12 protein-coding genes are annotated in these 24,101 nt (G+C 37.2%); 6 read left to right on the top strand and 6 right to left on the bottom strand.

Translation table 11 applies throughout. The annotated features are described in order from the left end of the window. The first annotated feature begins 424 nt into the window (after positions 1–424). The 4 genes from HHU12_RS21630 (at position 425) to HHU12_RS21615 (ending at position 4,378) form a co-directional block, all read left to right on the top strand. Entirely contained in the window at positions 425–1,996 is a 1,572-nt protein-coding gene (locus HHU12_RS21630; RefSeq protein WP_240971065.1) for a sulfatase family protein, read from the top strand. Positions 1,997–2,515: 519 nt separating this feature from the next. After that, positions 2,516–3,493 carry a hypothetical protein gene (locus tag HHU12_RS21625; RefSeq protein ID WP_169658825.1) on the top strand — a complete coding sequence of 326 codons (978 nt, stop codon included), beginning with the start codon at positions 2,516–2,518 and terminating at the stop codon, positions 3,491–3,493. After that, complete coding sequence (locus HHU12_RS21620; protein WP_169658824.1) at positions 3,490–3,882, top strand: hypothetical protein; 393 nt, start codon at positions 3,490–3,492, stop codon at positions 3,880–3,882. Before HHU12_RS21625 ends, HHU12_RS21620 begins: the two co-directional genes overlap by 4 nt. 97 nt (positions 3,883–3,979) lie before the next feature. Continuing rightward, on the top strand, positions 3,980–4,378 hold the full coding sequence (locus HHU12_RS21615) for a hypothetical protein (RefSeq protein ID WP_169658823.1): 399 nt from the start codon (positions 3,980–3,982) through the stop codon (positions 4,376–4,378). A 236-nt stretch (positions 4,379–4,614) separates the two neighbouring features. Here the strand turns inward: HHU12_RS21615 and HHU12_RS21610 are convergent, their stop codons facing one another. From HHU12_RS21610 to HHU12_RS21590, 5 genes are all read right to left on the bottom strand, one after another. Next, the gene (locus HHU12_RS21610; protein ID WP_169658822.1) at positions 4,615–6,153 is read right to left on the bottom strand and encodes a sulfatase family protein; all 1,539 of its coding nucleotides are present in this window, start codon (positions 6,151–6,153) and stop codon (positions 4,615–4,617) included. A 72-nt stretch (positions 6,154–6,225) separates the two neighbouring features. Further along, the gene (locus HHU12_RS21605) at positions 6,226–8,673 is read right to left on the bottom strand and encodes a glycoside hydrolase family 2 TIM barrel-domain containing protein (protein ID WP_169658821.1); all 2,448 of its coding nucleotides are present in this window, start codon (positions 8,671–8,673) and stop codon (positions 6,226–6,228) included. A 203-nt stretch (positions 8,674–8,876) separates the two neighbouring features. After that, a complete protein-coding gene (locus HHU12_RS21600) occupies positions 8,877–11,768 on the bottom strand; it encodes a glycosyl hydrolase (RefSeq protein ID WP_169658820.1) in 2,892 nt (963 codons plus the stop codon). Positions 11,769–11,846: 78 nt separating this feature from the next. Continuing rightward, a complete protein-coding gene (locus HHU12_RS21595; RefSeq protein WP_169658819.1) occupies positions 11,847–13,385 on the bottom strand; it encodes a RagB/SusD family nutrient uptake outer membrane protein in 1,539 nt (512 codons plus the stop codon). A 10-nt stretch (positions 13,386–13,395) separates the two neighbouring features. Continuing rightward, positions 13,396–16,449 (bottom strand): SusC/RagA family TonB-linked outer membrane protein, encoded by a 3,054-nt coding sequence (locus HHU12_RS21590; protein ID WP_169658818.1) that lies wholly within the window; start codon positions 16,447–16,449, stop codon positions 13,396–13,398. Between the two features lie 381 nt (positions 16,450–16,830). On the opposite strand from HHU12_RS21590, the gene HHU12_RS21585 reads away from it, so the two are divergent. Then, positions 16,831–18,429 (top strand): sulfatase, encoded by a 1,599-nt coding sequence (locus tag HHU12_RS21585; RefSeq protein WP_169658817.1) that lies wholly within the window; start codon positions 16,831–16,833, stop codon positions 18,427–18,429. Positions 18,430–18,726: 297 nt separating this feature from the next. Further along, positions 18,727–22,746 (top strand): hybrid sensor histidine kinase/response regulator transcription factor, encoded by a 4,020-nt coding sequence (locus tag HHU12_RS21580; protein ID WP_169658816.1) that lies wholly within the window; start codon positions 18,727–18,729, stop codon positions 22,744–22,746. Positions 22,747–22,794: 48 nt separating this feature from the next. On the opposite strand, the gene HHU12_RS21575 is transcribed toward HHU12_RS21580, so the two are convergent. Continuing rightward, on the bottom strand, positions 22,795–23,901 hold the full coding sequence (locus tag HHU12_RS21575; protein ID WP_169658815.1) for a Fic family protein: 1,107 nt from the start codon (positions 23,899–23,901) through the stop codon (positions 22,795–22,797). Positions 23,902–24,101 lie beyond the last annotated feature (200 nt).

The raw sequence follows: 24,101 nt of genomic DNA, 5'->3' as shown, positions 1-24,101 counted from the left end.
TATTGACGGTGCGGTTATTCCGTTATTGCTGTTACAAATATCAGGGATAGGATTTTGGATGAGGGGGAAAAATTGTTCAATTATGTTTGCATTTGTGTTTTTTGCACACTTCAATAACAATTAGTATTGAAAATCAACCATTTACATTAATTTTATGTTTTTTTTATGAACTATTTTCCTACCTACTAGAATCATTATTCAACTTCAATAACAATGGTGCAAACTATTTTTGCATAAGTACCAAGACAAAAGTAATTGATAACTAATTCTTATTATTTTTTACTCGAAGTACTATAAATATTTTTTTAATAAGAAATGAATTGATCACGATTCATTCAATATAGTTGAAACCGATCAGATGAAAAGATTACTTATTTTTTTCCCATTTATAATTGGACTTCTTTCTTTAGGAAGTTGCTCCAAAATGAATAGTTCTCAAGAAGAGACACAACAACCTAATATTATTTTTATCATGAGTGATGATCACGCTACAAACGCGATCAGTGCTTATGGAGGAAGATTAGCAGAGCAGTTTCCTGACCTTACACCCAATATTGACCGTATTGCAGATGAAGGGATGATCATGCAAAACACATTCTGTACGAATGCAATTTGCGGTCCTTCAAGAGCGGCAATTTTAACGGGTAAATTCAGTCATGTAAACGGGTTCTTTAAGAATGAAAGCGGTGGTGATTTTGATGGTTCTCAGCAAACATTCCCTAAGTTATTACAAAAGGCAGGCTATCAGACAGCTGTTATTGGTAAGTGGCACTTAGGTACAGTTCCTACAGGATTTGATTACTCTAAAGTGATGATCAATCATGGCGGACAAGGTACTTACTTCAATACAGTATTTTTAGAAAACGGTCAGGATACCATTAAAGAAACTCGTTTCCACTCATCAAGACAAGTTTGGGAAGATGCTAAAAAGTGGTTAACGAAAGGGCGTGACCAGAAAAAACCATTTATGCTGATGTATCAGTTCAAAGCACCTCACCGTCCTTGGGACCCTGATCCAAAATTCCAACATACTTTTGATGATGTTGAAATCGTTGAGCCAGAAACTTTCAATGATACGTATGAAGGAAAAGTTGCGGCAGGTAACACTTGGCAAACGATCGAAAGAAACTTAAACAGAAAGGATTTAAAAGTACATCCTGAAAATATTGACGCAATGTCTAAGCAAGAAATCAATGCTTGGTACAAATACGGAAATAATAATGAAGAACCTTGGTCGCCTAATGACACATTAAAAGGTCAGGACTTGAAAAAATGGAAATACCAAAAGTACATGAAAGAGTACTTGGGTTGTGTGAAAGGTGTGGACCACTATATCGGTGAGTTATTAAACTACTTAGATGAGTCTGGATTAGCTGAAAATACAATCGTGATTTATACTTCTGATCAAGGTTTCTATTTAGGTGAACACGGATGGTTTGACAAGAGAATGATGTATGAGGAGTCTTTCAAAATGCCATTCTTAATCCGCTACCCAAATCATATTCAACCAAAAACGGTTTCTAATAAGTTAGCCATGAACGTGGATTTCGCCCCTACATTACTTGATTTTGCAGGTGTTGAAATTCCAAAAGACATTCAAGGTAAATCGTTCCGTAATATTGTAGAAGGTAAAGAGGAAGACAAGTGGAGAGATGCAGTGTACTATCATTATTATGAATTCCCTTGGTGGCACCACGTTTTACCTCATTATGGTATCCGTACTGAAAAGTACAAACTGATCCATTTCTATTACAACCCAGAAGTGGCGAAGAATAAATGGAGAGCGAATGACTGGGAACTTTTCGATTTAGAAAACGACCCTAATGAATTAAATAATCTTTACGGTAAAGCAGGATATGAAGAAATCACTGCGGAACTGAAAGAGCGTCTTTTAGCTGCTCAAAGTGAGTATAAGGAAGATTCTCAAGAAGATATGATGAAGAAAACAGACGTACGCATAGGACGCGTATATGAGCATAACAAGTATACAAAGTAATAGTAAGAGTACAGTTATAACGATCTTTAGGAAAGGCAACCTCTTTTGGGGGTTGCCTTTTTGTGTGTAAGAATATTAATCAATTGGCTAATAAAAATACCTTATGAGAGTACTCTCAACTTTGTTGAGTAGTAGATTAAAGACCTTGAATTCTCTAGTCTATATTTGCGTCAATTTTTTTCATAAAACCGAAACTGGTTCAAGTCTTAAGCTGAAAGCGTGACTTGGACCTATATCTGAAAAAAGTCTGTAGACTTTTAGTACTGTCTGCTGTTGCTATAAGTCTTCAGACTTATTACAGTTGTAAGCACAAGTGACGCTTCGCTGAACACTTGCGCTAGTCCGTTATTTATTTTCATGAAAAAGCCCTGAGGTTTGCCTTTTTTTGGAATATACATTGTTACCTGTTTATTTAGCGTTGCTTTATGCGTGATCTGAAGTTTTTTACGCAAACTTAAATTAATCCTTCAGATTTCTTCAAAACTAAAATTAACATTCTCCTAAATTTAATTTACTTCAATGCAAACTAGAGAAAAAAGCCAACGCTTGGAACAGCGAAAAAAAACTAATAACACTAATTCTATTGATAGCCAATACAATGGAGTTATTGATTTGGAAGACCTCAACAACTATTATGATAAAATAATCAAGGAAAGAAATGGTACTACATTAGATACTGATACCAGTAATCGCGGTATACAGCCTGATCAAAACCCAAAAGTGGATGTAAATGTTGAGCAAAAAAAATGTGATATAATTAAAAATAATTTATATGAAAATCTTTCAAAATATAATTCAATTATTGATTCATTAAGTAACAATGATCTTTTTTCAAATGTCCTAGATATTTTGGAATCTTATGAAGAATATATTGTTGTTTCAGAAAAAAGAGGCATTAAATCTGCCACAGTAACTGGAGACAATGGTTTTTTTAATCATGCAGAAGATGGAATAATTTTTCCAGGAGGACATTATTTTAATCCTCATGAAATAGAGCTTCAAGTTCCACAACCAGATAGTAGAGCTAATGGATTCACTGAAAGTACAATTTTTGAAGAACTGTTTCATGCACTTCAAATTATTAGTAAGGATTATCATGAAAAAGTGCTTCAGATTGAGACTGAAGCAAAAGTTGCAAAAATGTTCGTCTTATACGATTTAGCAAAATCTAAAGTCAAAAATGATGAATTTTCAATAGCAAAATCTATTCACAATAAGAATAAAAATGACTATGAGAGACACTTCTTTTTAAGTTATAATGGTGAAAAATATGACGGACAACTTAATTCTATTGTCAAAAAATATTTTGACGCCAAATTAAACGGCAATGATATCTCAAAAGAACTTGAGATACAATTCCGCTTAGAAGTTAAAAAACTTTCCGATAATGTGTATGATGTATATAAAGACGAATGGAAAAAAAAGGGGTTCAAAGTTGATAAAAATCAATACTTTGGAGAAACTCCACTTTTTAATGAGTTAACCGATTTAAAATGAAAAATTTAATAATTATTACTTTACTTTTTACCATAGTTTCAATTACTGATGGATTAATGGAAGAAAAGTCAATTCAAAAAAGTCATATAGATATATTTGAAGTTGAAAAAAAATACATAGAAAATGATCTCTCGAGGCTTTTTCAATTAGAAGATTATGAAGAATGTAAAAATGTTTTTGACTCAATAAAAAATAACACCTATGATTTAAGATTAGCTTTGACTTTTGAAGATGACAGAATTATTCCTATAAAATGCACAAAAGACACTCTAGAAGTTATAGTTACAGATGATCGTAAAATTTTTCATTGTATAAATGGAAAATGCACTACATATTTAATTCATTCACTTACGGAGTATATCGCTGATTCTTCAATCTATAACCGATAACTAAAAAAGCTAAACAAGTAAAGCTGAATATTTTCCCTTTAGTTACAAGCCTCAGTTCATTTATGGTATGAGCTGATTTTTAATTAATTGATTTAAAATGAAAAATGCAATACTAATTATTTTACTTACCATCACATCTTCAATTATTTATGTAAGAATTGAAGAAAAGTTGACACAAAAAAGTCATCTAGAAAGGTTAGAAAGTGAAATAGGATATGTAGAAAAGAACCTCTCTAGACTTTTTAATTTAGATGACTATGAGGAATGTAAAAATACTTTTGATTCAATTCAACATGACACTAATGATTTAAGTATTCGTCTTGGGTATAGGGTTATTCCTGTACAATGCACAAAAGACACCTTAGAAATGATACTTAAAGATGATGATAAAATCATTCACTGTATAAATGGAAAGTGTAATATATTTTATGTTAATTCACTTGTGGAGTTAATAGCTGTTCATTCATCACCTGTAACATTTTTCGAAGTTGATTAGACCTTCTTTCTAGACATTTGACCTTATCAGCTGATAAGCATGACTTGGACCTATATAGGAAAACGTTTTTAATGCTATTTTGGGAAAATTGTGCAATGAGAAGGTGTGTGTTTTTGACGTATTTATGATAGTGGTTCGTGAGCCACAACAAGTCCCTTTTTCATTTATCCCGGTAATAGCTCTACAACATAAAAACACCTTCCCTAACCGAAATTAGAAAAGGTGTTTATTATAATTTAAAGAACTTCCACTGCCTTTATAGAATCCAACTTCGCTTGAAGTTGTTCTACTATTTCAGGGTATTCTTTTGCTAGGTTTGTCCGTTCTTGAGGATCCTTGTCTAAGTTGAACAACTGTGGTTTATGAGACATCCCTCCTTCAATATTTTTGGTTCTGTCCATAAAATTCGGGATCCTTTTCCCTTTTGGAATGGGCTGAATGTATTTCCAATTGTGATTTCTTATAGCTAATGTAAAGCCTTCTTCTACCATATAATCACGACCATCTTGTGAGGCTCCGATTAATGAAGGAAGCATATTTTTGGAATCTTTTGCGATGCCTTCTGGTAGTTTTTTACCCAATAGATCTGCGAAGGATGCATAAAAATCGATGTGGGAGAATGTGGCATTATTCACTTGACCTGCTTTGATTTTTTTAGGCCAGTAAGCAATCATTGGTACTCTTGTTCCTCCTTCGAAAGAAGAATATTTCCCTCCGCTGAAAGGACCGTTGGGTTTGTGATCTCCTAGTAATTCGATGGCGTGATCATCGTAACCATCTGTGAGAACGGCTCCGTTGTCTGATGTAAAGATGACTAATGTATTTTCTTCTAAACCTAGTTCTTTAAGGGTTTTCATTACTAAGCCTGTCGTGTAATCCATTTGTAGAATTACATCACCACGAACGCCCATTTCTGACTTTCCTTTAAACTGATCTGAAGGAAGACGCGGTACGTGAATATCATGAAATGCGAAGTAAAGGAAAAACGGATTGTCTTTGTTTTTTCGGATAAAAGCTGATGCTTTTCCGGCTAACTTTTCAGGGAAATCCTCATCAGTCCACAATGCTTTTTCACCACCTTTCATATAGCCGATCCTTGAAATGCCATTGATGATGGTATTGCCGTGTTGTTTGTCTGCTCCTTGACGTAAAAGTTCAGGGTGATCATTTCCAGTAGGACGATCTGAAATATTCTTTTTGTAGCTAACGGTGATCGGGTCATTGGGATCAAGGTTGACTACATTATGATTTTCTAAATAAACAGAAGGTACTCTGTCGCCGGTGGAAGGTAAAAGGAAAGAGTAATCAAATCCGATTTCCAATGGTCCCGGCTTTACATCTTTGTTCCAATCTACATTTCCATTGCCTAAGCCTAAATGCCACTTCCCTACTACGGCTGTTTTGTATCCTTCTTCCTTCAACATATCAGGAAGGGTTTTCTTATTGGTATCAATCAGCAAAGGAGCATCACCCGGTAAGATTTGTGCTTTCTTTCTAAAGGCGTATTCACCTGTAAGCATAGAATAACGAGAAGGCGTACAAGTGGCATGCGGTGAGTGGACGTCTGTAAATAAGACACCACCGTTAGCGAGTTTATCAATTTCGGGGGTTTGAGCCCCCTTCAATCCATTCACACCTATATCTCCGTACCCCAAATCATCGACATAAAAAATGATGATATTCGGTTTTTCATTACTTTCTTGTTGGTTATGGAGGTTTGGCGAGCTACATGACATTGCTCCCAAAAGGGCTAAAGAGGTTATTATTTTTTTCATTTCTTATTGATTAAAAAACACCAAAACAAGGAGAAAAAGAATTCCTCCTTGCTGGCGTCACACATTCTAAAATTAAATTGAATTGGAAGTGTTGATTGTTAATTCACTTGACGATAATCCTTTTGATGTTACTTTCAAGGTCATTTTCCCTTCTTCTTTTGTGGATTGAAGAATGACCATACATTTTCCATTAAAAGCTTTTCGTTGTGGTGCTACAAATGATTCCAAAGAAGTCGGGTCTCCGTTGCCCACTGCTCTAATTGTACCTTGGCCTTCCACCTCAAACTGCATAAGGTGGTCTGCTTTCGGACAAATAATACCATTTTGATCCACAACGGAAACTGTAGCATAAACTACTTCTTCTCCATTGGCAGTGACTTCATAACGATCTGCTTCCACCCTGATCGCATTTGGCTTACCTGCTGTTTTTTTAATTTCTTCCGCAATCACTTCCCCTTTTTCATTCAATGCCACTACTTTCAATTCTCCTGCTTCATATGTGATGTTATCCCATCTCAAACGGTACGTATCATAAAGTGTTGAAGCATCTTTCGATTTTATACCTAAGCTCCTTCCGTTCAAGAAAAGCTCTGCTTTGTCGTAATTCGTGTAGCAATGTACGCTGACGGTCTGCCCTTCTTCCCAGTTCCAGTGCGGTAATAGATGCAGCACTTTTTCCTCTGACCAGTGACTTTTATACAAATAGAAACGGTCTTTTGGAATGCCTGCTAAATCGATGATACCGAAATAAGAACTCTTTGTAGGCCACTGTTCATTGTAAGGTGTGGGTTCACCCAAATAATCATAGCCCGTCCACACAAACTCACCCATAATAAAGTCACTTTTCTCTTGTGCTCTAAACTCACGGTCTGGCGTTTGAGCCCAGTTCGGGAAGTCCATATCAAAAGAATTGGAGTGCAGGTTCGGGCGGATTTTATGTTTTCCTTCTTTTGCTGGGAAAAAATATTCACCTCTCGAACTTACAGTAGATGCCGTTTCACTGCCATACATTTTCCATTCTGGATGATCTTTATGGAACGCTTCATATTTCTGTGGTTTATAATTCCAACCCGGAATATCCACTGCATCAGCCAAACCATTTTTAATAGCTCCTTTAAAATTATTGAAGCCTGCTGTAGAAGGTCTTGTAGGATCTTCTCTATGGACTATATCTGTCAGGAACTGAGCATTTTTAGCACCATTTGGATCATTTTGCTCTCTGATTTCATTACCGATAGACCACATGATCAACGAAGGGTGGTTTCTGTCTCTATGAATCAAAGCTACCAAATCTTTTTCAGCCCAATCATGCCATAAAGTATTATAACCATTTTCCGTTTTGGCAATTTCCCATTCATCAAACGCCTCTGCTACAAATAAGAATCCCATTTCATCTGCTAATTGTACCAAACTTGGATCTGAAGGATTATGTGTCGAACGGATGGCATTCGCTCCCATTTCTTTCATTTTCAAAAGGCGGTGTTTCCATGCCGAAAGGTTATGTGCGGCACCTAACGGACCTAAATCATGATGCAAGCAAACGCCTTTAAACTTCAAGGGTTTTCCATTTAAAAAGAAGCCTTTATCACTTGTAAATTCAATGGTTCTAAAGCCAAACTGACTTTCGTAAATATCCACTATCTCATTACCTACAGCTATTTCCGTCACCACTTTGTATAGATTTGGTGTTTCAATAGACCACCACTGAGGGTTTTCCACTTCCAAATCTATTTCAATATCATTGTTGTTTTTGTTTAGTTTAAAAGATTTTGTACTTGTACTCACTCTTTGGTTTTTGAAAAAGATAGATTGAATGAGTTCAATATTTTGAGCTTGAGCGGTTTTGTTTTCTACGCTAGTTTTGATATTGACATTTCCTTTTGATGCTGTGATTTGAGGCGTAGTGATGAATGTCCCCCAGTTTTTTACATAAACAGGATTCGTTTTCACAATTCTCACCTCTCTGTAAATTCCTGCTCCAGGATACCATCTTGATGAAAGTGATTTATTTTCTAAATGCACTTCCAGTAAATTGTCTTGATTGAATTGGATAAAGGGTGTCAGGTCAAATTCAAATGAAGAATACCCATAAGGCCAAGTTCCTACAAACTGTTTGTTGAGGTAAACTTTTGCATGGCTCATGGCGCCATCAAACTGAATAAAGACTTTCTTTTGCTGGTCTTCTTTTGAAAAGTAAAGCGATTTCTTGTAGAATCCTTTCCCGATATGTGGTAAAGCACCTGTTCTTCCTGTTCGCGTTTTCGGCACACGTTCCCCGTCTTCCAGTACGATGACGTCCTGCTTGTCAATTTCTTGATCGAAAGGCATTGAGATCGCCCAGTCATGTGGAACGGTTACTTGTTCCCATTGATTGGCGAGTGTATCATTGTATTGAAATTCCCATTGATCCGTTAAGCGAATAACTTCTCTGTTATTTTTATTTATCTTTTCAACTTTCTGGCAACTCACTCCTAGCCCCACAAAGATCGTCAGAAGATATAATAAGTAGTTCGTTCTCATAGTCTGTTTATTTAAAAAGGAAGTTTTGAATTAAGAATGAAGAAAAGGTGGTCCGTGTTCTGGTCCGTAAAATGGTTCTTGTCTAGTTCGATAGGATGTTGCAATCCAACTTTTCTATAAACATTTTGCATGAACGCAACACGAGCCATTTTTTCTTCATTCTTAATTCTTATCTCTTCATTCTACACAGTTCTCCTTACTGTTTATTTCTCTGTCACTGCAACATTGTCAAGGTAGAAGAACCCTGCCGCGTTGTCTTTTCCTTTATAGATATTGAAAGTCAAAGAAGTGTGACCTGCTGGTACAGTGTATTCAAATGTAGTTTCTGCCCAGTCTGTAGAAGCGTTGATTGTTTCTTGTGTTTTGAAGCCATTATCATTCGATGCCTTGATGGTAAACTTCAAGTCTTTACCAGGACCATCTGACCATTTTGTGAATAAAGAGAAAACATATGTCTTGCCTTCTTCTACCGCAATCGTCTGGATAATTGACGCTTCGTCTTTTTTCAAGCGTCCACATTGATCTCCTTCATATGGGGTTGCTAACGCTGAAGTTACAACATCAGCTGTGCCTGAATTATAACCTGACCAAGGAGATGAATCTGCTTTTAATGCTCCTGCAGTAAGGCTCTCAAAATCACCAGCCTGTACAAGATTCACCTTTGCTGGAGGTACAGGTGTTAAATCTGCTGTTTCGAATAATAATACATCATCGATCATTACTGTATTTTCAGCTTCTGCACCTGGCTTGATAATCGTGATTTGAATTTCAGCTGTGTTCTCTCCCGTCTCAAATGTAAATTGGCTATTTGTCCATTCTGTTTGAGAAGCATAGTTAGTGTTTAATAACTCTACTTTTCCACCGCCTGTCACATCAAATACTTTTACGATACCTGCCGCAGTTGGTGCTGTTCCCCATTTTGAATGAATATCTAGCGTGTACTCTCTATACGCTTTTACATTGCTTAATTTTTGATTTAAAAATGCTCCGTCTGCGTTATTGTCTGTTGACAGCAATGCGTAGTACTCACCTGTATGGGCTTCTACTACATCTTGAACGAAACTGCCATCAAAGCCGTACCATGAATTACCAGTATCTGGAAGTGGGCCTGCTGTTAATCCTTCAAAACCGCCATCTGTCATCAATCCTGCGTCAGGAACTGGATTTGGGTTTGGAAGATCTGGAGTTACATCGCCTGTTTCAAAAAGCAATACATCATCAATCATTACTGTATTTTCAGCTTCTGCACCTGGTTTGATAATTGTGATTTGAATTTCAGCCGCGTTTTCTCCTGTTTCAAAAGTAAATGAACTGTTAGCCCAATCCGTATCAGAAGCATAGTTACTGTTCAATAACTCTACTTTTCCACCGCCTGTCACATCAAATACCTTCACGATACCTGCTGTTGTTGGTGCTGTACCCCATTTTGAATGGAGGTCTAAAGTATATTGCTTGTAAGCTTGTACAGTAGTTACTTTTTGATTTAAGAAAGCACCATCAGCATTATTATCTGTTGCTAAAACAGCATACTTTTCACCTGTGTGTGCATCTGCAACATTGTTTACAAAATTGCCATCGAAACCGTACCATGCATCACCTTCTGAAGGAAATGGTCCTGCTGTTGCAGATTCGAAACCTCCATCTGTTATTAGGCCTGAGTCCGGTACTGGATTAGGGTCTGGTGTCGGTTCTACTTCCTCATCTGTTTTGAATACGGCTACTTCATCGATATACAACACCGTCAAACCTGCGTTGTTATTATCATTTGTTCCTCCTTTGTAGAATACTAAATAGGCTGAAGTCGTATTAGGTCCAGTTGTAAACTTTGTGGTTACATCTGCCCAATCTGTATCTGTTGAAATTTCTTCAGCATAAAGTCTCTCCCATCCTGCTTCAGGTTTCTTATCTGGCGTTCTGTCTTGCACTTGCACAGTGATAGTACCGTCAGGAGTTTCTGCCCATTTTGTCGAATACTTAAATTCGTATACTGTGTTAGGCTCTACTTCAATAGCCTGTAGCATTGAACCGCCATCACCATTCTTATCCGCTTGGATTTTTCCTGAGATTAATCCTTGTCTTGCCGTTGTCTCATCAGTGAAACCATTGTCATAACCCAACCAAGCACCATCAATATTTCTGAATTCAAAACCACCGTCAACTACTAAACCATAGTCGCCTGCTTCAGGCAATTCACCATTACCAGAACCTGTTTTAAGGTTAGGGTCATGCTCTGCGTATAATTTACCAAGGTTTGTCAGCATATCAGTGTTCGACTCATAAATTGTTGAGATATGTAAAGCCGCTTGATTTTTTGCTCTGCCACCGTCAAACCATGCATATCTTTCAATGTAAGACGCCTGATCCATCATTGGCAATAAGGCCTCCATTAAATCAAATGCCTGTTCTTTTGTTCTTCTGTTGGTTTCTGGAGAAGTTGCCGTCCAGTCAGCCAATCCCATCTCAGTAATCCAAACCGGCAATCCCCATTTTGTATGCGCAGTCTGGAACGCTTCCATCCATTTGTTAGGGTCGATAGAATCCGTGTAACGGTGCATACAAATAAAGTCTACTCTTAATCCTTTAGCATTGGCCTGACTCATAAAATCATCCAGCCAGCCACTGCTCATTGATGCTGGAGCAGGCGATCCTAGTGGCACACCTACAGTTTCTAAAAGTGGCCATAATTCAATGGCTTCTTCTACTGACATATGCGACTGATCTTCTTTGTCAGGTTCATTGAAACCTAATAAATACTTGATTTTTCCTTCCGCCGCCAATACTTTTAATTTCTCTACCTTTCCTGCTACATCATTTCTACCCCAAAGCATCGGTACAAATTCTACATTGTCTGGAAGATCTGCAGGGTAATCACTTCCCCATGAGTAATGCCAGTGCGGTAGTACATTGGCCACACAATTACTCCATATAGGGCTTTTTAAAGTTTGTCCGTATCCTTTTTTATTATACGTCACCTCCGGTGTTATTTCTTCTTCACCAGGAACGGGTCTGTTATTGATCATATCGTCCAAATCACAGCTCATCATAATGAAAAGGATTGGAAGCAGTACAGCTATTTTATAGGCAATTTTCTTCATTTCATTTCTTTTTGAGTGTCGAAACTTGATGCATTGCCAGAGGCTTTTATACCTCTGGCAAGCTCTTTTCAAAAAATGTTACCAACCTGTATTTTGAGAGAGGTTTGGATTTCTGTCGATTTCAGTTTGTGGAATAGGCCACCAATAATGCTTGCTTTCGTTGAAGTTTCTTTCATGGAAAATTACTTTATTTTCGAAGTCATTCTTCGCAGTTTTCCATCTTAATTCATCAAAATATCTCAAACCTTCCATTGCCAACTCTACTCTTCTTTCGTGTCTGATTTCTTCTCTTAATTCATCTTGATTCAACCCTCCATCAAAATCAGCCATATCTACTCTTCTTCTGATTTGGTTCAATGCATTAAATACATCACCAGAAGGTCCACTCAATTCATTTTTCGCTTCAGCATACATCAACAATACGTCTGCATAACGCAAAATCATAAAGTTTCTATCACCATCTCCATATAGCCCCACTTCAGTACGGATATATTTCTGAATTGCATATTTCGTAGCCTTTACCGAATTGTCCCATTTATCTTTATCCAACCATGGCTCACCACCTCTTAAAATTGTATGGTCCAGTCTTGGGTCTCTATTGGCAAATTCAGCCCAGTAATCAAAAATACTCAAACCTTCAGCTGCCAATTCAGCTTCTGTTTTAGGCACACCTTTTTCATCTGACCAAACAGAGAACGGGGTTGCATCAGGATCATCTTCAGGTTTCAAACCTTTTTTAGTGTAATAATCAAATACTAGGTTAGGCAATACACCGAAATGCGACTGAGGCTGCTTCTTGTAAGTACCGCTAAACTTCTCTCCTGATTTCATATTAGAAATAAACTGTACAGAAAAAATCGATTCTTGACTGTTCTGTCCTTCTGCAGAGAATAACATACCGTAATCATCCACCAAGCTAAACTTGCCAGAACTCATTACTTCCTCACAGTCTTTTACTGCATTTTCGAACTGCTCATTGTATAAATAAACTCTTGCTCTCAATGCCAGTGCTGCATATTTATTGATTTTCCCTACTTGCTCTGATTTCTCAGGCAACAACTCAATGGCCGTTGTAAGGTCTTCAATCATCTGTGCTACCACCTCTTCTTTCGGAGACTTTTCAATACGTGCTTCTTGAGGAGAAACTACTTTTAAAATCAGAGGAACGTTATTGAACAACATCGTTAAGTTGTTATAAAATAGTGCTCTAAGGAACAGGGCTTCACCTACAGCTGTATCAATCACATCCTTGTTGATGCTCATATTCGGTGCGTTGTCCAAAATTTCATTGGCTCTACGGATACCTTTATAGTTATCATTCCACACCCATTCAATTCTATCTGTAGCAGGGTGATGCTGTCCTACACTGATGTCCCAGTATTTCATCCAAGTCCACTCATTGTAGCCATTGTCACTGATGCAGTCCAGGTCGCGGATGCCTCTGCCATACAATTCTTCAGGAGTAAGACCTTCATAAGCGGCCGTCACTGCCAATGCCAGGTGGTCTTCTGTTTGCCAGAAAGAATCCTGATTTAATGTATTGTTATCTTGTAAGTCTAGAAAGTTACTGCATGAAAAACATGCGGCACCTAATAGTGTTATTATTGCTTTTCTCATGATGCTACTTTTAGAAGATGATGTTTGTACCAAAAGTTAAAGTTGTTGTTTGAGGATAAGCCTCATTTCTTGATTGATTTGCGTAGCGCTCCGGATCCCAGTGGTCTAATTGAGACCAAGTAAGTGGGTTCGTTGAGTTGGCATACACTCTTAAAGATTGTAACCTTAGTTTTTTACAAACACTTGGGTTGAAGTTATACCCCACTTCCACGTTTTTCAATCTTAAATAAGACGCATCTTCTACCCAGAATGAAGAACGTTGCTCGTTATTCACATTACCCAAGCGAGGCATTGAAGCATCTGGATTATCTGGCGTCCAACGGTCCATCCAATCTACTGTCCAGTTCATCAGGTTGTTGCCGCTGCCACTATGGTGTCCTGTTGCTGAAGAATAAATATCAATATTCTGTACACCTTGGAAGAATAATTTCAAATCAAATCCTTTGTAAGAAAGCCCCATATTGATACCGTACATGTACTCTGGATTTGGATTACCGATAATCGTTCTGTCCTCATCATTGATGACATCATCACCGTTCAAGTTCTCATAAATCAAGTCACCCAACTGTGGTGTTTGACCATCGATATAAGGATATTTTTCTAAGTCTTCCTCTGTTCTGTAAATTCCAATGCTTTTGTAACCATAGAAAGAACCGATTGGATGACCTTCCATATTCACTTGTCTGTTGTTAGGATATTGTGTTTCCCCCTGCATACTGATGATCTCGTTCTTAATGTTCGTCACATTGAAACCAATAGAGTATTCCACACCTGTATTTCCTAATTTATTATAGTGATTTACTGCCAATTCCCAACCCGTGTTTTTCACTCTACCGGCGTTTTGGAATGCTGGGTTTGCTACACCCGTTGCACCTGGAATCGGTAATTTCAATAAGATATCATCCGTATCTTTTACAAAGTAATCTGCGGTTACAGTCAGTTTATCATCCCAGAATCCTAAGTCTACACCCACACCATATGAAGTGGTAGTCTCCCACATAATATCAGGGTTGGCTAAGTCAGTAACTGCTAAACCTCCGTAAGCAATTGATGCTCCATCAAAAGGATAGCCATCAGTAGGCGTATACGTTTGAGAGTAAGGATAGTAACCAATTTTATCGTTACCCAACTGACCCCAGTTGGCTCTTACTTTACCAAATGAAATCATTTCAACATCTTTCAATAAAGCTTCGTTTGAGAAAATCCAACCTACTGACAGTGCAGGGAAAAGTGCGAACCTGTTGTTCTGAGGGAATTTTGAAGATCCATCTTGACGAAGGTTGGCTTCGAATAAGTAACGGTCATCATAGTTGTATTGGAATCTACCGAATAAAGAAAGTAATCTTGACTCGTTGAAGGATCCACCAACTGTAGGGTTACTGCCTGAACCAATCTCTGTCAGTGAGTTACTTGGAAGGTCCGTTACATTCACATTTGTAGTTTTGTGTGCATAAGAGTTCATCGTTGTACCCGCAAGCAAGTTGATGCTGTGCTTTCCAAATTTCTTGCTGTAGTTGATAGTATTTTCCCACTGCATTGATTCATACGTATTGCTCACTTCTCTTAATGAGTTCTGCACTCTGCCAATGTCTGACTCATTACCGTCAGGATCTGTCAACTGGAATGTATTTTTATGCGATTTGTTAAGCCCTTGCGTAAATGAATAACTCAAGTTGGTCTTTATCGTTAAACCTTTCACTGGCTGGAATTCCAAGTAAGGGTTTAAAGTTGTCTTGTTGCTATTGTTGTATTTTCTACTGGCTTCAGTAGCGTAAAATACTGGGTTTTTAGTGTTGATTTCATATGGATTTCCTGATGCAGAACCCCATGATCCATCTTGATTAAAAACAGGAACCAATGGAGAAGAGTTGGCAATCAAACGCATTACACCTTGATCATCCGTATCTGCTGATTCTTCTGACTTTTTCATGGCACCAAAGAAGTTCGCTCCAAAAGTAAATCCTTTACCCAATTTACTTCTCATGTTTAGTCTGTAATTGATTCGCTCAGCAGAAGTACCGTACATGATACCTTTTTGGTCTAAATAACCCACAGAAGCCAAGTACTGTGTGTTGCCAACTTTCTGAGACAATGAAAGCTGATGATTTTGGAAGAAAGCGCCATCTTTAAACGTTTCATCTGCCCAGTCTGTATTTGCATATCTGTAAGGATCGCTACCGTTTCTTGCCATTTCAATTTCCTCATCAGTGTAGATAGGAGTACGGCCGGCATTGCTGTTTGCTTCGTTTTTAAGCGTCATGTAATCCCAGCTGTCTAAGAAGTTAGGAAGAACTGTTGCTTTTTGCAATCCGGCATAACCATTATAGTTCACCTTCACTTTATCAGTCGTTCCACCCGTTTTTGTCGTTACCAAGATCACACCGTTGGCTGCTCTAGTACCATAAATAGAAGCTGATGCTGCATCTTTCAATACCGAAATACTCTCAATATCTGAAGGAAGAATATCCTGCATACTGCCTGGCACACCGTCAATCAATACAAGAGGACTAGAATCATTCAATGTACCGTTACCTCTAATAGTGATCGTGGCTCCACCACCTGGCTTACCACCTGCTTGTGTCAACTGCACACCGGCAATTCTACCTTGCAACATTTGCTCGGTATTGGTGACAGCTTGGTTTCCGATATCTTTATCGGGTGTTACCACACCAATTGCACCTGTAAGGTTTTCTTTCTTTTGAGTACCATAACCTACTACAACAATCTCTGAAAGTAATTCTGTTGATTCAACTAAAGTGATGTTAAATGTTTTTTTCTCTCCCACAACAACTTCTTGTTGCTCGAAGCCCATGAAGCTAAAAATAATTGCGGTCTCTGGAGAAGTTACAGATAGTTTAAACTCTCCGCTAAAGTTAGTGATGGTACCAGTGTTTGTTCCTTTTATTTTAATGTTCACCCCTGGCAAAGGTTCTCCTGCTTCATCTTTCACTACACCCGAAACAATTTGTTCTTGTGCTGTAGCTTGTAAGCCGATGAAAATAAAGCCGAGCATTAGTAATAGTTGAAAAGGAAATTTCATCTTTCCGTGATAGAAACTTTTCATAAAAAAAATGCTTTAATGTTTTCTATCAGAAGTACAGTAATATCAAAAAAATAGAATGGTATTCTTTCAGATAAATAGATGTTTTTGTACTTCTGATTAATTCATTTCATTAATGACGTCTTGCAACGTTGATGTAAATATGGAAGTTCAGATCGTTTTCTCTCTGTCCATATTCGTCAATATGTGACTATTTTACACTTATACACTTATGTTATTTATTATCAGACTATTGAGTTTAAAAAATCATAAATTCATCTTTCCTTGATGAATGATTTATGCGAAAAAATGACGAAAATGATCACCCTACGAAATTAATCAAAACCTTATATTTGTAGTGTCCTTGCAACGATTATTTTGTTAATCATTATTTAATATTTGTCAATGATACATTTTTCAAAATCTCTACTAGGGATATTTTTTTTAACGTCATTTATTGCCTGTAAAACAGAGCAGAAAAAAACGTATCAGTCCACTGACAAGGCCCCCAATGTTCTTCTGATTATTGCAGACGATTTGGGTGCGCATGACTTGTCCACTACGAATTCGAAGTATTACGAAACACCTCATATAGATCAGATCGCCTCAAAAGGAATTCAGTTTGACCAAGGATACGCATCCTGCCAGGTCTGCAGTCCTTCGAGAGCGAGTATTATGACAGGAAAGTCTCCGGCACGACATGGTATTACGGATTGGATTGGTGCGAAAGAAGGTGAGAAATGGAGAAAGGAAAAGCGTTTCAATCAGCTTCTCCCTGCCTATTATCAACATCAGCTGGACACCAATTATATCACAATGCCTGAAGCTTTCAAAGCCAATGGCTATACTACTTTCTTTGCAGGAAAATGGCATGTTGGTGGTGAAGGTTCTCTTCCTGAAGATCATGGTTTTGATATTAATAAAGGTGGCTTTCATGCAGGAAGTCCTAGAGGTGGTTATTTCTCACCTTACAAAAACCCTAAATTGGAAGATGGTCCTAAAGGTGAAAATCTCAGTAGTAGACTGGCACAGGAAACTTTGGATTTCATGAGAGATCATAAAGGAAAACCATTTTTTGCCTGCTTGTCGTTCTATGCCGTTCATGGTCCTATTCAGACCACTGAAGAGAAATGGAGAAAGTATAAAAATAAAGCTGTAGCTCAAGGTGTGGAAGATGCTGGCTATGAAATGGGCAAGTTCTTACCGATCCGTCAGCATCAGGACAACCCCGTTTATGCTGGTCTTGTTGAGTCTATGGATGATGCTGTAGGCAAAGTGTTAGAGGGTTTAGAAGAGTTAGGTTTAAGTGAAAACACCATTGTTGTATTTACAGGAGATAACGGAGGTGTAGCAGCAGGTGATGCTTTCTCTACTTCCAACTACCCGCTGAGAGGTGGAAAAGGGTATCAGTTTGAAGGTGGATTGAGAACGCCTTATATCATTAAAGTGCCTTGGCTGAAACATTCCAACAAACATTCTAATGTACCTGTAACACACACTGACTTCTATCCTACTTTGCTTGAACTTTCAGGTCTTCCTTTACACCCTGAGCAACATCAGGACGGTGTAAGTTTGGCTCCAATTTTCAGAGGTGAAAACATCGAAGACCGCTCCATTGTGTGGCATTATCCGCATTATGGCAATCAAGGTGGTGAGCCTTCTTCAGTGATCCGTTCGGGCAAGTGGAAACTGATTCACTATTATGAAGACAACCGCGAGGAATTATATAACCTGAATGAAGATGTACAGGAAAAACATAATTTAGCTGGTGAATATCCTAATATCGTCAAGAAATTGAGTGACGACTTGTTTACTTATTTGAACGACTTAGGGGCTAAATACCCTGAAAGAGATGATACGTGGTCGGAAGAGAAAGAAGAGCGTTACTTAGAAAATGTAAGAACAAAGAAAATGAAAGCCTTGGAGAAGAAACGCATGGAGATGTTGGGGGATGAATTTCAGCCTAACGCCGACTGGTGGGGATCTCAACGTATTGTAGATTAGTTGAGGGAAGAGTGAAGAATTAAGAGTTAAGAGTTAAGGTGGTTCGTGTTGTGGTTCGTGAGAGCCAAATATTTCGTTTCTTAAGAGGTAGTTTTCATTTAATGTAAATTACAAATTGACAAAGTATACTTGTATAGCACCAATGCACGAACTTCCTTTCTTCTTCATTCTAAATTCTTAACCTCTCATTAACATTAATAAATATTTTTTACTTGCTTTTTCTCATAGAAATCGAGTTAATTGAGGCGATCAGCAATTGTACTATTCTAACAGTGCAACGACTTAATGAACATTGAAATGAAATACTACCATTACTTATTACCACTAATACTATTTTTACTATCATCTACTCTTGGATTTTCGGATTCAAGCAAAGGTTATTTGTATGAATACCTCAATGTTTCCAATGGACTTTCTAGTAATTCTATCACAAGAGTAGTGAAGGGTGAACTAGGGCAATTCTGGTTTGCGAGCAGTGAGGGGATTGTGAAATTAGATGCACAAGGTTTTGAATATTTAAAGCCTTCGGCCCGTTATGATCAATTTTACAGTGAAGATGTGGAAACACTGGAATTGGGTGAGAACAATACGCTTTGGGTAGGTACAAAGAGTGGCGGGCTTTCGAGTTATGATATTGCTAAAGATCAGTTTGTTAGTTATAATCATCTCTTTAAAGACTACAGCAGAAATAATTCCTTCTTAAGAATTACATCTTTAAAAGAAACAAGCAACGGCCATCTCTGTGTGGGGACTTGGATGAGCGGTTTTTTTGTAATGGATATTGCTGCTCAAAAAATTATTTTTCATCAACCCAACAATCGAGTGATTCAATCCATACAAGAAGTGAATGATGGCAATGTATGGTTTGGTTCTGGAGGAAATCTATTTGAATATGATTTTCATTTCAATAAAGTAAAAAGACACTCGATCAAGTCGGAACAATGGGTCACTAAAATGATTTATGACCATAAAAGGGATGTTCTTTATTTTGGAAGCTCTAAAGGCGTTTATGAATATTCTTTCCAAACACATACTGCCAAGAAATTTATCGGTAAAAATGATGAAAACTTAAAATTGATCAACTCCTTAAGTATTGATCAGCAAGGCAGACTTTGGGTGGGAACATGGAAAAATGGTTTGTTCAGAAGTAATCCTGAAAAATCCATGTTTCATAATATCGATTTACGCCCTCCTCACGAATTCAACAAAAACTATCAGGGAGTTACGGATATCTTTATTGATAATAACGATATTATATACATTACCACAACACATGGTGGCGTAGTGAAGCTGACCGAAAATAAAGGCATCTATAAAATTGCCAATACTGTAAAAGAAAGTATCGGTTTACCTGATAATAATATCAACAGCATTTTTGTAGACCGACTAGATAATCAATGGATAGGTACTAAAAACGGTGGACTTGCTTATAAACGTTCTTCTGAACAGCAATACAACAAAATTCCTGCTTCAAAAAATCTGCTCATTTCTGATTTTGCCCCCATCAAGGACCAAATGTTTGTGGGGACATCTGATGGTCTTTTGGTTTTATCGCTTCATGATCCATTTGGAAAAAGTTCATTTTATGGCTCTTCAAAATTCAGAAAGATAAAATCTATTTTTCACGATCAGTCTAACCAGAAAATATGGTTTGGTCTACAGCAAAGCGGTATTGCCTGCGTGGATATTTCAGATGGAAATTTTGATCCTAAAAAAGCAAAGTACTACAATCCTATGAGCAAAGGAGGTCATTATTTTGAAGCAGACCGAGTGGAACACATAGTGGAAGCAGATCAAGAAAATTTCTGGCTAGGTACTTTCAATGGTCTTTATAAATTCAATAAAATAACGCGTACTTCCACATTTATTGACCTTAAGGGTAAATTTAATTTCCCTTCCAATATCATTCTTTCTCTGTTCAAACACCCTAGCCTTCCTGTGCTTTATGTAGGAAGTGCCAACGGCTTACTCGCCCTAGACACATCAAAAGAGGAACTAAAAGCGATAAAGTTTTATAATCACAATAGCGGATTGGAAAACGATTGTATCAATGCCATCACATTGGATCAGGAAAACAGGTTGTGGCTTGGTCTTTCTAAAGGTATCAGCTGTATCAATCTCAACAATCATACTATTCAGAATTATACTAAGGAAGATGGTGTCAATATCTCTTCCATTAATTTGGGAGCGGTATTCAACAAAAAAGACCTAATTTACTTTGGTGGTCAAAAAGGAATGATTTTATTTTCTCCCTCTTTTATTTCCAATCATAATACTCTGCCAGATGTTTATTTTTCTCAGTTGTATATCAATAATCAATACATACAAGTAGACGACACATTGAACAACAGAGTGGTACTAAAAGAAGCACTTCCTTTCACAAAAGAAATAGAACTAGGTTACCAAGATAAAGTGATCCGCTTGAGCGTGAATACCACCAATTACGTGGATCAGAAAAATGTAGATTATTTCTACAGAATAAAAACGGTATCGGATCAGTGGATTGACAACCAACATTCTTCAAGTATCAATTTCACTCAATTGCCGGTAGGTAAAAACGTGTTAGAAATTAAAGCATGTTTGTATGGCAACTGCGGTGAAACCAATCAACTTCTGATCGATGTAAAACCGGCTCCTTGGTTTTCTACTAGTGCTTTTATCATTTATATTCTAATTGCATTACTGATCATTTACGGTGTTTTCCAATTCTTTATCAGAAAGGAAAAATTGGAGAACCAAGTACGTTTGATTCATCTAGAGAAAGAAAAAGAGCATGAAATTACAGAAGCTAAGGTTCGTTTTTTCACTAATATATCACATGAAATAAGAACGCCTCTAACATTGATTCACTCTCCTTTGGAAGACCTTTTAGAGGAAGAAGATTTACCTTCAAAATACAGAAGCAAACTGCAGATCATCAATAAAAATGCAGATAACTTATTAGTTTTAGTCAATCAGTTGTTGGATTTCAGAAAAATGGAAAACAATAAATTGGAGCTTTCTTATGATTATGTTTCCATCAGAAAAGTGGTAGAAAGTAAATGCTGGGAATTCCAGTCGTTGTTACAATTATCTGGTTTACGTCTTGATTTTAAATCAAAGGTAAAAGAAAATCAACTGTATAAATTAGATCAGGAGAAAATTGAAATTGTATTGAATAATCTCCTATCTAATGCTATAAAATTCACACCAAAAGGAAAGGAAATCACGCTAGAATTGACGGTCAAAGATCAGATTGAGATTAAAGTGATTGATCAGGGTGTGGGGATTAAGGAGGAAGATTTGAAAAACATATTCAACCGTTATTATCAAGGCTCCGAGCAACCTTCTAAAACAGGAACGGGTATTGGTCTGGCACTTTCTAAAAGTATTGTGAACCTCCACGGCGGTGATATTCTGGTGAAAAGCGATTATGGAAAGGGCACTGCATTTACGGTAGAACTTCCAATACTTGATGAAAAAGTGGAAGATCAAAAACAAGTAGACAGCACTACGTCAACTTCTGAGAAGCAAAACAGTCTTCTTCTTGTGGATGATAATAAAGATATCTTGCTGTACCTTGAGTCTATCTTCGAGAAAGACTATCATATTACTAAAGCTGAAAATGGTAAAGAGGCACTTCAACTTTTAGAAAAACAGTCTGTAGATTTGATTATTTCTGATGTGATGATGCCCGTGATGGATGGTATGGAATTCTGTCAAACGGTCAAAAATCACCCTGATTATCAGAACATTCCTATCATACTGTTGACTGCAAATGCAACTACTGAAAATGAGTTGAACAGTTTGAAAATTGGTGCTAATGATTACTTGAGAAAACCGTTCAACAGTAAAGTCATCAAGGAAAAAGTCAATAACCTTTTGGCTTATAAAGCTCAATTGCTTCAGTTTTATACTTCACAACTTCAACCTCAAAGTATACAAAAGCAAGAGGCCGAGGAGAAACCAAAAATACTTTCTGAGGATGAGAAGTTCATTCAAAAAGCAGTTATCTACATAGAAGAAAATATTGATAATGATGAGCTGAATGTGGAACAACTTTCAGATCACATGTGCATGAGTCAATCCACTTTATACAGAAAAATCAAAGCAGTGACTAATAACACTATCGTTGGTTTTATCCGTTCTGTAAGATTGAAAAAAGGCGCTCAATTATTAATGGATACGGATCTAGAATTGAAGGAAATTGCTGAGAAAGTGGGGATCAATGACTTAAGGTACTTTAAAAGAGAGTTTAAAAAACAATATGGAGTGGACCCTGCATACTGTAGGGAAAATAGGTCTGTGGAGATACCTAAGGATATTGTTATTGATTAATCTCCACAGATTATGCGGTGAATAATGTGTTTATTCACCGCATTTTATCTAATACGGATCATTTACAAGCTCATAATTCGTATTTCTACCACCACCAGCTTCTTTTCTCAGAATATCTTTTTTAATCAAATCTTGAATATCACGAAGTGCGGTATCTTGAGAGCATTTACAGATTTTAGCCCATTTTGAAGTAGTCAGTTTTCCTGTAAAACCATCCAACAACTTTGTAATCATTTTTTGCTGTCGAGCGTTTAAAATTGTAGTGGAATGCTGTTGCCAAAATTCTGATTTTTGGATTACTTTATTCAATACTTCATAAGTAGAAATAAAAGAGTTTTGTAAACACTCCAAAAACCATAATACCCACTCTGTGATGTCAGAATTGCCTTTTTGTGTACGTTCAAGAATGGCATAATACTGATCTCTTTCTTTTCTAATTTGAGCGGACATACTATAAAAACGTCTCACACTTTTATCAGAACGTGCTAATACCATATCTGTGATTGCACGTGTTATTCTACCATTTCCATCTTCGAAAGGATGAATAGTTACAAACCATAAATGCACAATAGAAGCCTTTAAAACTGGATCTATTTCAACTTCATTCTCAATCCAATCCAACAACTTTTTCATTTCACCTTCTATTCTATCAGCATGAGGTGCTTGATAATGTACTTCTTCTTCTCCAATTCGCCCAGATACTACTTGCATAGGACCTTTCATATCTTTCCTCCAGTCAGCTACCGTAATTTTGAACATATTACTCCACCCTGTAGGAAAAAGTGCAGAATGCCAACCAAATAGACGCTCTTTAGTGAGAGGTTGATCGTATTTTTGAGTAGCATCAAGCATCATTTCTACGATACCATCAATGTGTCTTTCAGAATCAATTGCACCTGCAATATCTATCCCCAATCTTCTCGCAAATGAAGATCGAACCTGTTGTTGATGTAGTATCTCTCCTTCAATTTCTGACGACTTTACTACCTCCATGGTCAACGTACTCAGCATTGCTTCATTTTGTAAATCAAAACCAAGTGTCTCCATCCTACCAAGCAACTTTCCTTGCAAGTTTCTAGTCTCTCCTAGTTTTAATACTACTTTTTTACTGTCCCAAAAGAAATCAGTCCAATTATATCTTTCGTGTATGTACATAGGCTATTCTCCGCAAATTATGCGGTGAATATACGGTTTATTCTCCGCAAAATGAATATTCTCCGCAGATTTTGCGGAGAATAAAGGAGTTAATCTCCGCATTTGACGTTTTGATCAGACCCACAACTGAACCTTAGGTTTGTATATCAATCATTACTTGTAATATTCCAAGAAGGAGGTTTACTTAGTAAGAGGGTTTA

The organism is Flammeovirga aprica JL-4 (assembly GCF_012844305.1).
In the GTDB taxonomy this organism is placed as follows: Bacteria; Bacteroidota; Bacteroidia; order Cytophagales; family Flammeovirgaceae; genus Flammeovirga; species Flammeovirga aprica.
Note: the sequence above shows the minus strand (reverse complement) of the source record. Positions and strands in the feature narration are given on the sequence as shown.